At 56.2% G+C, this 13,859-nt stretch carries 15 protein-coding genes; 12 read left to right on the plus strand and 3 right to left on the minus strand.

Going from position 1 to position 13,859, the window contains the following annotated elements:
- Positions 1–323 precede the first annotated feature (323 nt).
- From ACTJJ1_RS03395 to ACTJJ1_RS03420, 6 genes are all read left to right on the plus strand, one after another.
- Positions 324–1,790: a peptide MFS transporter gene (locus tag ACTJJ1_RS03395; RefSeq protein WP_006324731.1), complete on the plus strand. Its 1,467-nt coding sequence runs from the start codon at positions 324–326 to the stop codon at positions 1,788–1,790.
- 130 nt (positions 1,791–1,920) lie between these two features.
- Positions 1,921–2,862 (plus strand): glyoxylate/hydroxypyruvate reductase GhrA, encoded by a 942-nt coding sequence (gene ghrA, locus ACTJJ1_RS03400; protein WP_202290547.1) that lies wholly within the window; start codon positions 1,921–1,923, stop codon positions 2,860–2,862.
- An 81-nt stretch (positions 2,863–2,943) separates the two neighbouring features.
- Positions 2,944–3,681 carry a phosphatase gene (locus ACTJJ1_RS03405; protein ID WP_004943097.1) on the plus strand — a complete coding sequence of 246 codons (738 nt, stop codon included), beginning with the start codon at positions 2,944–2,946 and terminating at the stop codon, positions 3,679–3,681.
- 41 nt (positions 3,682–3,722) lie between these two features.
- Entirely contained in the window at positions 3,723–4,301 is a 579-nt protein-coding gene (locus tag ACTJJ1_RS03410) for a TorD/DmsD family molecular chaperone (protein ID WP_062792782.1), read from the plus strand.
- A gap of 168 nt (positions 4,302–4,469) precedes the next feature.
- Positions 4,470–5,123 (plus strand): tellurite resistance TerB family protein, encoded by a 654-nt coding sequence (locus tag ACTJJ1_RS03415; RefSeq protein WP_013812460.1) that lies wholly within the window; start codon positions 4,470–4,472, stop codon positions 5,121–5,123.
- 68 nt (positions 5,124–5,191) lie between these two features.
- A complete protein-coding gene (locus ACTJJ1_RS03420; RefSeq protein ID WP_122289519.1) occupies positions 5,192–7,225 on the plus strand; it encodes a S9 family peptidase in 2,034 nt (677 codons plus the stop codon).
- Between the two features lie 33 nt (positions 7,226–7,258).
- Here ACTJJ1_RS03420 and exoX read toward each other — a convergent pair whose 3' ends face one another.
- Both exoX and ACTJJ1_RS03430 read right to left on the minus strand, forming a co-directional pair.
- Entirely contained in the window at positions 7,259–7,927 is a 669-nt protein-coding gene (gene exoX, locus ACTJJ1_RS03425; protein ID WP_004943107.1) for an exodeoxyribonuclease X, read from the minus strand.
- A gap of 27 nt (positions 7,928–7,954) precedes the next feature.
- Complete coding sequence (locus ACTJJ1_RS03430) at positions 7,955–8,701, minus strand: carbon-nitrogen hydrolase family protein (RefSeq protein ID WP_409443466.1); 747 nt, start codon at positions 8,699–8,701, stop codon at positions 7,955–7,957.
- 376 nt (positions 8,702–9,077) lie between these two features.
- Here ACTJJ1_RS03430 and ACTJJ1_RS03435 point away from each other — a divergent pair, with 376 nt between their 5' ends.
- Together ACTJJ1_RS03435 and pip are read left to right on the plus strand one after the other, a co-directional pair.
- Positions 9,078–9,503: a TraR/DksA C4-type zinc finger protein gene (locus ACTJJ1_RS03435; protein ID WP_004943113.1), complete on the plus strand. Its 426-nt coding sequence runs from the start codon at positions 9,078–9,080 to the stop codon at positions 9,501–9,503.
- Between the two features lie 168 nt (positions 9,504–9,671).
- Positions 9,672–10,625 (plus strand): prolyl aminopeptidase, encoded by a 954-nt coding sequence (gene pip, locus ACTJJ1_RS03440; RefSeq protein ID WP_004943115.1) that lies wholly within the window; start codon positions 9,672–9,674, stop codon positions 10,623–10,625.
- Between the two features lie 30 nt (positions 10,626–10,655).
- On the opposite strand, the gene ACTJJ1_RS03445 is transcribed toward pip, so the two are convergent.
- Positions 10,656–10,886, minus strand: a complete 231-nt coding sequence (locus ACTJJ1_RS03445; protein WP_004943118.1) for a DNA polymerase III subunit theta — start codon at positions 10,884–10,886, stop codon at positions 10,656–10,658.
- A gap of 374 nt (positions 10,887–11,260) precedes the next feature.
- Between ACTJJ1_RS03445 and ftnA the strand changes: the two genes are divergently transcribed.
- The 4 genes from ftnA to ACTJJ1_RS03465 all read left to right on the plus strand — a co-directional run bounded on the left by ftnA (position 11,261) and on the right by ACTJJ1_RS03465 (position 13,763).
- Positions 11,261–11,779 (plus strand): non-heme ferritin, encoded by a 519-nt coding sequence (ftnA, locus tag ACTJJ1_RS03450; RefSeq protein WP_440832366.1) that lies wholly within the window; start codon positions 11,261–11,263, stop codon positions 11,777–11,779.
- Positions 11,780–12,083: 304 nt separating this feature from the next.
- Entirely contained in the window at positions 12,084–12,467 is a 384-nt protein-coding gene (gene yobA / locus ACTJJ1_RS03455; RefSeq protein ID WP_004943122.1) for a CopC domain-containing protein YobA, read from the plus strand.
- 3 nt (positions 12,468–12,470) lie between these two features.
- Positions 12,471–13,352 (plus strand): copper homeostasis membrane protein CopD, encoded by an 882-nt coding sequence (copD, locus tag ACTJJ1_RS03460; protein WP_440832368.1) that lies wholly within the window; start codon positions 12,471–12,473, stop codon positions 13,350–13,352.
- 69 nt (positions 13,353–13,421) lie between these two features.
- On the plus strand, positions 13,422–13,763 hold the full coding sequence (locus tag ACTJJ1_RS03465) for a YebY family protein (RefSeq protein ID WP_013812467.1): 342 nt from the start codon (positions 13,422–13,424) through the stop codon (positions 13,761–13,763).
- Positions 13,764–13,859 lie beyond the last annotated feature (96 nt).

The following is a 13,859-nucleotide window of genomic DNA, read 5'->3' on the forward strand; positions in this document are numbered from 1 at the left end:
CTTGCAGGATAATGTTTGAGCGCCTTGGTATACAACAGCTCAATATACCAGCAAGAAAGTCTTATGCTGTGCTGTTATATGCATTAATACTGGATTATTAGTCATATGTATCGCTAAATAGATCGCTGCTGACGCGGAGGATTTGGCAAGGAATATCACTCCGCCGCGCAGGTTGCCGGGCCGTACGCCGGCGATAACGCAGACAGGGACTGATCAATTAAAATAACGGACTCGACGAATTTCAACGGGCAGCCAGCGGCGCTGCGGCTTGAAATACGACGGGCATCATGCAGCAGAGGTTCACTTTGACTCCATCGGACTCCATGCCGGCGGCGCATCAGCGTCACGCCATCCCCCCGGGCGCCGGGGCACTGTTTTTTATCCAAATCTTCGCCACGCTGGGTTTTGCCGTGCTCTACTCCACGCTGGTGCTCTACGCCACCAAACGCCTGGGCTTCAGCGAGGGCAGCGCTAACGCCATGATGGGCGTGTTCGGCGCCTTCAACTATGGGCTGCATATGTTCGGCGGCTACCTGGGAGGGCGCTTTCTGAGTAACCGGAACCTGTTCGTACTGGGTATGGTGCTGCAGGTGATCGGCTGCGCACTGATTGCCGTGGCGGGCGTTTGGGGTCTGTACTGGGGGTTAGCGATGTTCCTGACCGGCAGCGGGCTGAACGTCACCTGCATCAATATGATGCTCACCCAGCGCTTCAAGCCGGATGACGATCGGCGCGAATCGGCGTTTTTGTGGAACTACGCCGGGATGAACCTCGGCTTCTTTGTCGGTTTTACCGTAGCCGGCTATTTCCAGTTGAGCGAAAATTATCGCGCGCTGTTCCTGTTCGCCACGTTGGGTAATGCGGCGGCGATTATCGTCGCCGTCAGCCGTTGGCGCATTCTGGCCGATCTCAACACGCCGTTGCATGACGCCAGCCGCGCGCAATACCGCTGGCGTATGCTGGTCGGGCTGGCAGTATTGGTGGCGCTGGTGCCCATTATCCGGGTGATGCTGACCCATGCGGAATTCAGCGGCCACTTTGTGATTGGCCTCGGCGTACTGATTTTCCTGATGCTGTGCGTGGTCACACTGCGTCACCACCCGCGCACAGAGCGCCGTCGCATGGTGGCCTATCTGATTCTGGCGCTGGGCTCATTGGTATTCTGGGCGCTGTACCAGTTGGCGCCTATGGGGCTGATGCTGTTCTCCGAGCACAATATCAACCTGAACGTCTACGGTATTCAGGTCGCTCCGCAGTGGATCCAGAATATCAACACGCTGGTGATCGTCGTGGGCGGGCCGCTGATGGCCTGGTGGTTTAACCGCTTGCGAGCTCGCGGCTGCAATATCGATATCCCGTTGCAATTCTCTGGCTCGTTGTTTTGCATCGGGTTGGGCATGCTGGTGTTGCCGTTGGGCATCAGCCTGGCCGGCGGCGACGGGCTGGTGGCGTTTAAATGGATCGCAATCAGCTACATACTGCAAAGCATTGGCGAACTGATGATCTCCCCGATCGGCTACGCGATGATCGGCAAGCTGGCGCCACCGCGTTATCAGGGCGTCATGATGGGCTGCTGGATGATGGTCACCGGCGTCGCTTCGGTGTTGGCGGGCTATGTCTCCGGCCTGATGCCGGAAAACAGCGGCAGCACTCCGGCGCTGACCAACCCCGGCTACAGCGAAATATTCAGTGCGCTGGGCTGGGGGGCCGCGGGCGTTGGCGTGGTGATGTTGATCCTGATCCCGCTGTTGCGCCGGCTGATAAGGCACGACGCCCCCGTCGCCGCCTGAGATCTCTGCAGGATAAAAAAACAGCCCCACTGGTCGGGGCTGTTTGCGTTTTTGGCTTTAGCGCTTGCATCTGTCGGCGAATCGCGGAAATCTGGATGAAAATGCATAAAAAACAGACGGAGTCTGACCGATGAACATCATTTATTACCACCCCTTATTTAACGCCCAGGATTGGTTGGCAGGCATCAAACAGCGTCTGCCGCAGGCCAACGTTCGCGAATGGCAACCCGGCGACGATCGCCCGGCGGATTATGCGCTGGCGTGGCGTCCGCCGCAGGAGATGCTGGCTAACCGCCGGCAACTGAAAGGGGTGTTCGCCCTGGGGGCGGGCGTCGATGCCATTCTCGAGCAAGAGCGCCAACATCCCGGCACGCTGCCGGCGGGCGTCCCGCTGCTGCGCCTGGAGGACACCGGCATGGCGCAGCAGATGCAGGAATATGCGTTGAGCTACGTACTGCGTTACTTTCGTCGTTTCGACGAGTATCACTTGCTGCAACAGCAGCAAAAATGGCAGCCGCTCGATCCCCACCAACAGGATAATTTCACCATTGGCATCCTCGGGGCAGGCGTTCTGGGGAAAAGCGTGGCGCAAAAGTTGGTGGAGTTCGGTTTTAACGTACGTTGCTGGAGCCGCAGCCCGAAGCAGATCGATGGCGTTGAGAGTTTTGCCGGCGCAGAGCAGCGCACTGCGTTTCTCAAGGGCACTCGATTGCTGATCAATTTGCTGCCCAATACGCCGGAAACCGCCGGTATCCTCAATCGCCACCTGTTCGCGCATTTGGTGCCGGGAGCCTATCTGATCAACATCGCCCGCGGCGCGCATCTGGTTGAGGACGATCTCTTGCAGGCGTTGGAGCAGGGGCAGATTGCCGCCGCCACCCTGGATGTGTTCGTCAACGAGCCGCTGCCGCAGGCACACCCGTTCTGGCGTCATCCGCGTGTCACCATTACCCCGCATATTGCTGCCATCACCTTGCCGGAACAGGCGATGGACCAGATAGCCGCCAACATCCGCACTTTAGAGGCCGGGCAAACGCCGGCAGGGATGGTGGATGTGCAACTTGGTTACTGACCTTTCGGTGACTCACCTGCTAAGCTAATAAGAAACCCGGCCTGCCGCCGTCCCTTTGGCAGGCCGCCAGAAGGAGAAATAATGTACCCTGTTGATTTGCATATGCACACCGTTGCCAGTACCCACGCCTACAGTACGCTGCATGATTACATCGTCGAAGCCCATCAAAAGGGCATCAAACTGTTCGCCATCACCGATCACGGCCCGGATATGGCCGATGCGCCGCATTACTGGCACTTTATGAACATGCGCGTCTGGCCGCGTCTGGTGGATGGCGTAGGGATCCTGCGCGGTATCGAGGCCAACATCAAAAACCTGCAGGGCGATATCGACTGCACCGGACCGATGTTGAACGAAGTCGACGTGATTATCGCCGGCTTCCACGAGCCGGTGTTTGCGCCGCAGGACAAGGCGGCCAATACCGAAGCGATGATCGCCGCGATGGCGCAAGGGGATGTGCACATTATCAGCCATCCCGGTAATCCAAGGTATCCTATCGACATCGCGGCGGTCGCCGCAGCGGCCGCGAAGTATGAAGTGGCGCTGGAGCTGAATAACTCGTCATTCACCCATTCACGCAAGGGTAGCGAGGACAATTGCCGGGCGATTGCCGCCGCGGTGCGTGATGCAGGCGGTTGGTTGGCGCTGGGGTCGGATTCGCATATCGCTTTCTCACTCGGCGGCTTCGAGCACTGTGAACGCATCATCGCTGAAGTGGAATTTCCGCAGGAACGGATCCTCAACGTCAGCCCACGGCGCCTGCTGGACTTTCTCGAGCGGCGCGGCAAGCCGGCGATTGCGGAATTGGCCGATTTGTGACATCGTCCCGGCAAATTTTCCGTATTGTATAAGGCATTATCATGAATGAATTTTCCGTTGTTTGCCGCGTGCTGGGTACGCTGTTTTACCGTCAGCCGCAAGATCCGTTGTTGGTGCCGCTGTTCACGCTGATTAAAGAGGGCAAGCTGCAGCAACACTGGCCGCTGGAGCAGGACGAACTGCTGACGCGCTTGCAGCAGGGATGCGATGTGAACCTGCTTTCCGCCGATTTCAACGCGATGTTTGTCGGCAGCGAATGCAGCGTGTCGCCGTTCCGTTCCGCTTATGTGGAAGGGGCAACGGAGGCGGAAGTTCGCACTTTCCTGCAGCAACGTGGCATGCCGCTTGGCGAAGCGCCGGCCGATCACTTCGGTTCTCTGTTGCTGGCTGCCTCCTGGCTGGAAGATCAATCGCAGGAAGACGAAGTGCAGGCGCAAATCACCCTGTTTGACGAATACCTGCTGCCTTGGTGCGGCCGTTTCCTCGGTAAAGTGGAGGCGCATGCCACCACCGGTTTTTACCGTACGCTGGCGCTGCTGGCCCGTGAGTCGATTCAGGCGATGCGTGACGAACTGGCAGAATATGAGCAGGACGAAGAACAGCCGGGCGAAGAAGGCTGAAGCACTAAAAATGACGGGCCTGCGTGGCCCGTCATCGTTTTCTCTGCGCTAAACACAGGTTTTCATCCCCCATACGTAAGTTGACAAAAAATCCCCTAATCTGACGGTTCATCGGCGGTTGGCTTTTCCGTGCCTGCGCGCCTCGTTTCCTCACGCAAAGGGTAGAGCATGAAAAATAACTGGATGCAGCAGATTCAATCGATGATTGGGCAAAAGGCCGGTTCCATCGGTGGGGCGGAAGGCATTGGCAAACTGCTGGCCCCGACCGCGTTGGGGGGCCTGGTGGGTGTTTTGCTGGCGAACAAATCTTCGCGCAAGCTGGTGGGCAAGTTCGGTAAAAACGCCTTGATTATCGGTGGCAGCGCGGCCGTTGGCGCGGTGTTGTGGAATAAATACAAACAGCGGGTAAAAGAAACTCATCAGGACGAACCGCAGTTTGGCTTGCAAACTACGCCGGTGGATCTGCGCGCCAAACGGTTGGTGCAGGCGCTGGTGTTTGCCGCCAAGAGCGACGGCCATATCGATGCGGAAGAAAAACGCGCGATCGACCATAGCCTGGAACAGCTGCAGGTGGGCGAGGAAGCGCAAAAATGGGTGCAGGAGGCGATCGACCAACCCTTAAACCCGGATCTGATCGCCCAGAGCGTGAAAAACGAAGACGAGGCGCTTGAGGTGTATTACCTGAGCTGCATGGTGATCGACGTCGATCACTTTATGGAACGCGGCTATCTCGATGCGTTGGCGCAGTCGTTGAAGATCCCTGCGGACGTCAAGCAGGGCATTGAAAACGACGTCAACGAGAAAAAACGCGAGCTGGCGTAGCGCCGCTTGGCAAGCCGGGGGGAATCGTGTCACTCTTGCCTTAATCAAGGTAAGCGGATGATTTAGCAATGATGACACCCCCTAAGGCAGAAAAACGACCTTATCCCATCACCATCCACGGCGATACGCGCGTGGATGACTACTATTGGCTGCGCGACGACGAGCGGGCAGACCCTCAAGTGCTGGACTATCTGCAGGCGGAAAACGCTTTTACCGATGCGATGCTGAAACCGCAGCAGGCGTTGCGTGAGACGCTGTATGAAGAGATGGTGGCGCGTATCCCCCAGCAGGAGCACTCGGTGCCTTATGTCAGGCACGGTTACCGTTATCAGACCCGTTTCGAGCCGGGCAACGAATACGCGATTTATGTTCGTCAGCCACAGGCGGAAAGTGAACGCTGGGATACGCTGATCGACGGCAATCAGCGCGCCGAAAAACGCGAGTTTTACACTCTGGGCGGTTTGGAAGTCAGCCCCGACAACCAGAAACTGGCGGTAGCGGAGGATTTTCTGTCACGCCGGCAGTATGACATTCGCTTCAAAAATCTGAACGACGACAGTTGGGCCGACGAAGTGCTGGAAAATACCTCCGGCAGTTTCGAATGGGCGAACGACTCCGCCACCGTTTATTACGTGCGTAAACATGCCAAAACGCTGCTGCCCTATCAGGTGTATCGCCATGTGGTGGGCACAGATCCGCAGCACGACCAACTGATCTACGAAGAGCTGGACGACACCTTCTACGTCGGGCTGGAAAAAACCACCTCCGAACGCTTTATCCTGATCCACCTGAGCAGCACCACCACTTCGGAGATTTTGCTGTTGGACGCCGATCGCGCCGACAGCACGCCCCAGATGTTTGTGCCGCGCCGCAAGGATCATGAATACGGCATCGATCACTACCATCAGCATTTCTATATCCGCTCCAACAAGGACGGCAAGAACTTCGGTCTGTATCAGAGCGAGCAGGCGGATGAAGCGCAGTGGCAGGAGCTTATCGCTCCGCGTATCGAGGTGATGCTTGAAGGCTTCAGCCTGTTCCGTGACTGGCTGGTGGTGGAGGAGCGCAGCGAAGGCCTGACCCAACTGCGCCAGATCCACTGGCAGAGCGGCGAAGTGAAACGCATCGCTTTTGACGATCCGACCTATACCACCTGGCTGGCCTACAATCCTGAGCCGGAAACCGAACTGCTGCGCTACGGCTACTCTTCGATGACCACGCCGACCACGCTGTATGAGCTTAATCTCGACAGCGGCGAGCGCGAGATGCTCAAGCAGCAGGAAGTGAAAAACTTTACGCCGGAAAATTACCGCAGCGAACGGGTATGGGTAAAAGCGCGGGATGGAGTCGAGGTGCCGGTCTCGCTGGTTTACCGCCAGGATCGCTTTATCCGGGGCAACAATCCGTTGATGGTTTATGGCTACGGCTCTTACGGCAGCAGCATGGATCCGGCCTTCAGCGCCAGCCGTTTGAGCCTGCTTGATCGCGGTTTTGTCTTCGTCCTGGCGCACATTCGCGGTGGCGGCGAGCTGGGGCAGCTGTGGTATGAGGACGGCAAGCTGTTCAAGAAGCAAAATACTTTCAACGATTTTATCGACGTGACCGAAACGCTGATCGCGCAGGGTTATGGCGACGCCAAACGCGTCTTCGCCATGGGCGGCAGCGCCGGCGGCCTGTTGATGGGGGCGGTGATCAATCAGGCACCGCAGCTGTTTAACGGCATAGTGGCGCAGGTACCGTTTGTCGATGTGGTCACCACCATGCTGGATGAGTCTATTCCGCTGACCACCGGCGAATACGACGAATGGGGCAACCCGAACGAGCCGGCGTATTACGACTACATCAAGCAATACAGCCCATACGATCAGGTGAAAGCGCAAGATTATCCGCACATGCTGGTGACCACCGGGCTGCACGATTCGCAGGTACAGTACTGGGAACCGGCCAAGTGGGTGGCGAAGCTGCGCGAGTTGAAAACCGACGATCGTCAGCTGCTGCTGTATACCGATATGGATTCCGGCCACGGCGGCAAGTCCGGGCGTTTCAAAGCTTATGAGGACATTGCGCTGGAGTACGCCTTTATTCTGGCGCTGGCGGAGTAATTTGCAGGCGGGCGGCGATTGCTGCCCGCTTTTTTAGCCGATCAGATAGTATTTCAACGTATGCTTCATGTCCGGGCTGAGATCCTCGATGGACTTCAACATCCAGCGCAGATAGCCGGGATCTTCCTGCGCAATGCGATCGATTTCCTGCCCGCGATACTTGCCGAATTTGAATTTCTTCAGCAGCACCGGCTGTTCGGTGATTTGCGCCATTTGTTCCGGCGTCCAACCCGAATCCTTGACGATGCGTTGCAGCAGCGCGGCGGTGACGTAGCAATCGTACAGCGCCCGGTGCGGGTACAGCGTGGTGTCTTGCGGCAGTTGCACCTCCAGATTCAACGCATAGCGCAGATACTGGTTGCCGTATTTGATGTCCGGGTACAGGGTGCGCGCCAGCTTCATGGTGCATATCCAGGCACCGCGCATTTCCGGCAGCACGCCGCGATCAAACGCTGCGTTGTGCGCCACATAGTAAGGGCTACCCAGATAGCGGCCGATCGCCACCGCGATGCGCGGTTTACCCTCGACCATCTGTTCGGTGATGTGATGGATAGCCATCGCATCAATGCTGATGGGCCGATCGGGGCTGACCAAGTCGCTCATCGGATTGGCGATGTGGTCGTCGATCAGGTCGACGGAGGCGACTTCCACCACGCCGCCGTCCAGCCCGCAGGTTTCAGTGTCTATTACGCGTAAAATCATGGTTTCCTCTGGGGCAACAGCTCAGCGTTAGCTTAACCGGCAGTAGCGCCCGTGCCAACCGTTGGGGCGGTTTTCTGCAATCAGCAACCCCTGGCTGCTATCTGGTACGCTGGCTACCTGCCGGCCTGTTTCATCCCATATTGCGCTTCTACCGGCAGGGATCCAGCCACCGGTAGGGCCGGCATGGTTAGCCATCAAGGTGACAATGCCATGTTGTTGCGCATAACTCGCCAAATTAGAGCTGTCGGTGGAGTAACCGGCTTGAGAAACCAACACGCCGGCGGCGTAGATCTCGGCACCGGCTATTGCGGCATCGGTGGCATGTTCTGGGTGCGCGGTGTCAGCGCAAATCGCCAGGGCGATCCGTCGTTGGCTTACCGTCAACAGAGGGCCGCCATTGCCGGAACGAAATATCTCTTTTTCCGCACCGTGCAGATGTTGTTTGGTGTAGGTATTTCGGCCGCCGTCGGGGCTGAACGTGAATGCGCTTATAAACAACTCAGTGCCATCGTTGAGCGGAGCGCCGACAACAAGCGTCATCTGTTGTTTTTTAGCCGCATCGGCTAGCGGCTGCAAACGTGGATCGTCAAGTGTAAGGGCTAAACGACTGGCAGCATTGAGCTCGTAACCGGTCAGCGAAAGTTCAGGAAAAATCAGCAACTGCACATGCTGTTCTGCGGCCTGACGGATGAATGTCAGATGGTGGTCCAAATTGCGGTCAATATCAGCGGCCACGGCGTGGTACTGAGCGGCGGCGATAGTCAAGTGGGGCATCGGTATTCACTCCGGTAATTTCAGACAACAAAAAACCCGCCTCGGCGGGTTTAATTACGGTTAGAAGTTCGCTTACTCGCCGGACGTTTGCCCTTTTTTGGCGCGTTTGCCTGCACGTTTCTCTGCAGGGGTTTTCAACGGCTTCTTCTTCGCATTTTTCTTGCTATCCATTCCCTTACTCATGTTGGCCTCTCAGTTACCTATGGGTGGGTGGTTTGCTAAGCCATTAACCACCTTACACCGGTTGGTTGCAAGCATGAAAACGTATGTTTTAGTCAATCGCTTGTTAAGCGTGAGTATTTTGTTTTTTGTGAAAGGCTGCTTAATTGGTTTGTTATGTTATAATGTAACAGATAAATTATCACGGGAGAGCGCAATGACCGTCGTTTCCTTGTTAAACCCACAGCAACTCTTGGCCATGCCGGAGTCTGATTATATGAACCCGGCACAGCAGGCGTTTTTTCGCCAACGCCTGCTGGAGGAGCAGCAAAAATTGCTGCTGCACATCGATGCGTTGAAACGCGACATCGACGGCGGTGAAGTCTCCGGCGATGAAGCGGATAAAGCCGCGCGTGAAGAAGACCTGCGATTATTGTTCCGCCAGTTGGACCGCGAAAGCCGCTTGTTGCCGAAAATCGCTGCGGCGTTGTCGCGGCTTCACAACGGAGAGTTCGGCTATTGTCTTGAAACCGGGGAGCCCATTGGCCTGCCGCGTCTGCTGCTGCGGCCTACGGCAGAACTGGGCATCGAGGCGAAAACCGCTCAGGAAATGCGTGAGCCGCACTTGCGCAAAAGAGGCTGACCCAGGCGCTGGGTATGCTCGTTTGGGCTGACCCGGCCGGTATTTTGCGGTCATTTTAAGCAAACGCACGCTAACTTGCCGGGGAGTATGGGAGTTTTCAGGTTTTACCGTTGACCTGATGGGCCGCTTCGGCTTTTATGAGGGTATGACCACAGAGACGGAAGCGCCATGGAACAATTACGAGGTTTGTACCCGCCGTTAGCAGCGTATGACAGCGGTTGGCTGGACACAGGGGATGGCCACCGGATCTACTGGGAACTGAGCGGCAACCCGAAGGGTAAGCCGGCAGTCTTTATTCATGGCGGACCGGGCGGGGGGATATCCTCCTATCACCGCCAACTGTTCGATCCACAGCGCTACAAGGTGCTGCTGTTCGATCAGCGCGGCTGCGGGCGCTCCAAACCGCACGCCAGCCTGGACAACAACACCACCTGGCATCTGGTGCAGGACATTGAACGCCTGCGCGAAATGGCCGGCGTGGACCAATGGCTGGTGTTCGGCGGCTCATGGGGATCGACGCTGGCGTTGGCCTATGCGCAAACCCATCCGCAGCGCGTTAGCGAAATGGTGTTGCGCGGCATCTTCACGTTGCGTAAGCAGGAATTGAGCTGGTATTACCAGGACGGCGCTTCGCGCTTCTTCCCGGAGAAATGGGAGCGCGTTCTGTCGATTCTTTCAGAGGAAGAGCGTAAGGACGTGATCGCGGCCTACCGCCAGCGCCTGACCTCAAAGGATCTGCAAGTGCAGCTTGAAGCGGCGAAGTTGTGGAGCGTGTGGGAAGGGGAGACGGTAACGCTGTTGCCAAGCACCGAGTCCGCTTCCTTTGGTGAGGATGACTTTGCGCTGGCGTTCGCCCGCATCGAAAACCACTACTTTACCCATTTGGGCTTTCTGGACAGCGACGACCAGCTGCTGCGCAACGTTCCGTTGATTCGCCATATCCCGGCGGTGATTATCCATGGCCGCTACGATATGGCTTGCCAAGTGCAAAACGCCTGGGATCTGGCGAAGGTCTGGCCGGAGGCGGAGCTGCATATCGTAGAGGGTGCCGGGCACTCCTTCGATGAACCGGGTATCCTGCATCAGTTGATGCTGGCCACCGACAGGTTTGCGGCAAAATGATGCAAAACCCGCCATGACGGCGGGTTTTTTTTATCTGGATTTCGGCTCGTACGGCAGGCGCGAATACTTGTGTGATTCGACGCGATAGAACGCCACGCGTTCGCGGAAATAATCGCGCAGGTGCGCCGGCTGTTCGCGTTCAACCATTTCCGGGATCACCGGCATGTTATAGCGTTCTTTAAACGCCACGCCGGAAGCCGCGAGATCAACGTTCACCTTGTCCATCTCTTCTTTGGAAAGCTCTGCCAGATTGTAACCCACCGTATTCTCCTTACTGTCACCGCATTGGATCAGCGCAGAAGGTAATGCACCCGGCGGCGCTTGGCAAGCCTGAAGCGCAAGGGAAGCAGGGCCGCGGGAATAACGCCAGCCATCAGCGCTTATTTATTATGCCGAAGGTAATGCAATCTATTTGTTTTATTAAATAAGAATGATTCGTTTTCGGGGTGAATGTATAGATGAAAATAGTTATCATAATAATTTAGATGAATAATTGATGTTTAATTTAACATATTGATTTTTAATTGATTAAAAATTAAATGGCTCATGATGTAAATCAGGTGTTTTTATTTTGTTCTTATCAAGGCATAATACGGAAAAATTAAATCGATACCTGCAAAATAAAAGGGATAATTATGCTGACGCAAGAAATGACCAAAAAGCTGAATGAGCAACTGAATCTGGAATTTTATTCCGCCAACATGTACCTGCAAATGAGCGCATGGTGCAGTGATAAAGGCTTTGAAGGCGCGGCCGCATTTCTTAAAGAGCATTCTCAGGAAGAGATGCAGCACATGCAACGTCTGTTCGATTATCTGAGCGATACCGGCTCCTTGCCGCTGCTGGGCACCATTGCCGCACCGCCGGTTGAGTTCGAATCCCTTGCGGACGTGTTCCAACAGACCTACGAACATGAGCAACTGATTACCCGCCAGATCAACGAGCTGGCGCATGCGGCAATGACCGCTCATGACTACTCTACCTTCAACTTCCTGCAGTGGTATGTCGCTGAGCAGCATGAAGAAGAGAAACTGTTCAAATCCGTGCTGGATAAACTGGCGTTGGTGGGCACTAGCGGCAAGGCTCTGTTCTTCATCGACAAAGATCTGAAGAAAATGGGCGCAGCCGGTGAAAACGGCAACGGCCAGGGTTAAATCTGCGCTGAATAACCGCGCGTCGGGCTTTGCCTGGTGCGCGGTTTTTTTATGCCCTGCATTTAGCATGGTTTAGCAGCGATACGTGCTGCCAGATCGCAGAATGCCAGCGTTCTGCTCGACTTACGGATCGAGTCTCGTTATCATTTAATACGATACGCTACAGGGAGGGTAGAGAGTCAAAACAGCGGGTTAGCCGTTATTCCCGTTCTTCTGTTTACCCGTGGCGCAATCATCTGCGGTGGGTTATGGTCGCCGGCCTTGGCCCTTATCACCCTCGATTATTGCTTTAAGGGATATCACTGTGATCGGTAAAATTCGTTCTTCGTATCGCCTGCTTTCTACTATTTTTGTGTTGTTTGTCGGGTTGTCCTCGCAGCAGGCGCTGGCGCATGCCCATTTGAAAGTGCAGACGCCGGCGGAAGATGCCATCGTCAGCCCGGCACCGAAGGTGCTGACGCTCAATTTCTCCGAAGGCATTGAGCCTAACTTCAGCGGCGTGAAAATCACCGGCCCGAACGACGCCAACGTGAAAACCGGTAAATTGCAGCTCGATGCGAACAACAACACCCAGATCAATTTGCCTATCGAAGACGATCTGGCTGCCGGCAAATATAACGTCAGCTGGCATGTGGTTTCGGTCGACGGCCATAAAACCAAAGGCCAGTACAGCTTCACCGTCAACTAAGCCATGAGTCTGGCGGCCCTGTTTGTTCTGTGTCGCTTTGTGCACTTTGCGGCGGTGATGCTGATGTTTGGCAGCAGCCTGTTCACCGCCTTATTGTCGCCGCAGCGCCTTTCCCCGTATCTCTCCCGTGACGTGCGTCCTCTGCTGGTTTCCAGCACCTGGCTTGCCGGGCTTTCTGCCGTGGCGCTGCTGGCGATTCAGGCTGGGCAGATGGGGGATGGCTGGGCCGATACCTGGCAACCCGATGTTTTGTGGGCGGTGCTGGGCACCACCTTCGGCGAGGTCTGGCGCTGGCATTTGGGGATGTCGCTGCTGGCATTGTTGAGCTTGTGGCTGCCGGAGCAACGCCGTACACCGCTGTTGGCGCTGCTTTCCACGTTGCTGCTGGTCAGCATGGCGTTTATCGGCCATGCGGCAATGCATGGGGGCGCACTCGGTGCGCTGCACCGTTTTAACCATGCACTGCACCTGGTGGCCGCCGGTTACTGGTTTGGCAGCCTGCTGCCGCTGTTGAGCTGCCTGCGCTATCTTGCTCAACCGCAGTGGCGCAGCGACGCGGTGATCACCTTGATACGTTTCTCGCGCTGGGGGCACCTGGCGGTGGCGTTGGTTATCTTGACCGGCATAATTAACAGTTTGATTATTCTCGGCAACTGGCCGCTGGATGTGGCTTCGCCATATCAGCGCCTGTTGTTGTTCAAAACTGCGCTGGTGGCGCTGATGGTCATGGTGGCGCTGGCCAACCGTTACGCCATCGTACCGGCGATGAGCAGCGTACCCAGGCTGGCACAGCGCGGGTTGGTGCTGGCTTGCTGGATTGAGGTTGTGCTGGGCGCATGCGTACTGCTGCTGGTCAGTTTATTTGCAACCTATGCGCCGGTGTAATATTGCGGCTTGCCGGATGCCTATAAACTGCGGGAAAATTGAATCAAATAGCAACCTTAAGGCCATAACATGAAATCGGTATTATTTGGCATTACGCTGCTGGCCACCGCGACCGGCGCGCTGGCGGCAGACCAACTGGTTAACATCACCAAGCTGGAATACGGCAAGCAGTGGGCGTTCACCAAAGAAGAAGTGACGTTGCAATGCCGCAGCGGCGGCGCGCTGTTTGTACTGAACAACAGCACGCTGATGCAATACCCGCTTAACGCCGCAGCAGAAGCGCAGGTGAAAGCAGGGCAGCAGCGCGCCCAGCCGCTGGATGTGATCTTGCTGGATGACGCTGCCAATCCCGGCAAAAAAATGAGCACAGAGCCATATCGTGAGCGCGCCGAGAAGCTGTGCGCGAACTAATGGCTTGCTCCACAATGGCTTAGCCAGAGGTGAATCGGTGCTGAAAAATTGCGCGGGATTAATGTCATAACGCAACTATCACCGGTCGTGCGCGAG

This window comes from Serratia sp. 22264, assembly GCF_052045345.1.
GTDB classification, from domain to species: domain Bacteria; phylum Pseudomonadota; class Gammaproteobacteria; order Enterobacterales; family Enterobacteriaceae; genus Serratia; species Serratia plymuthica.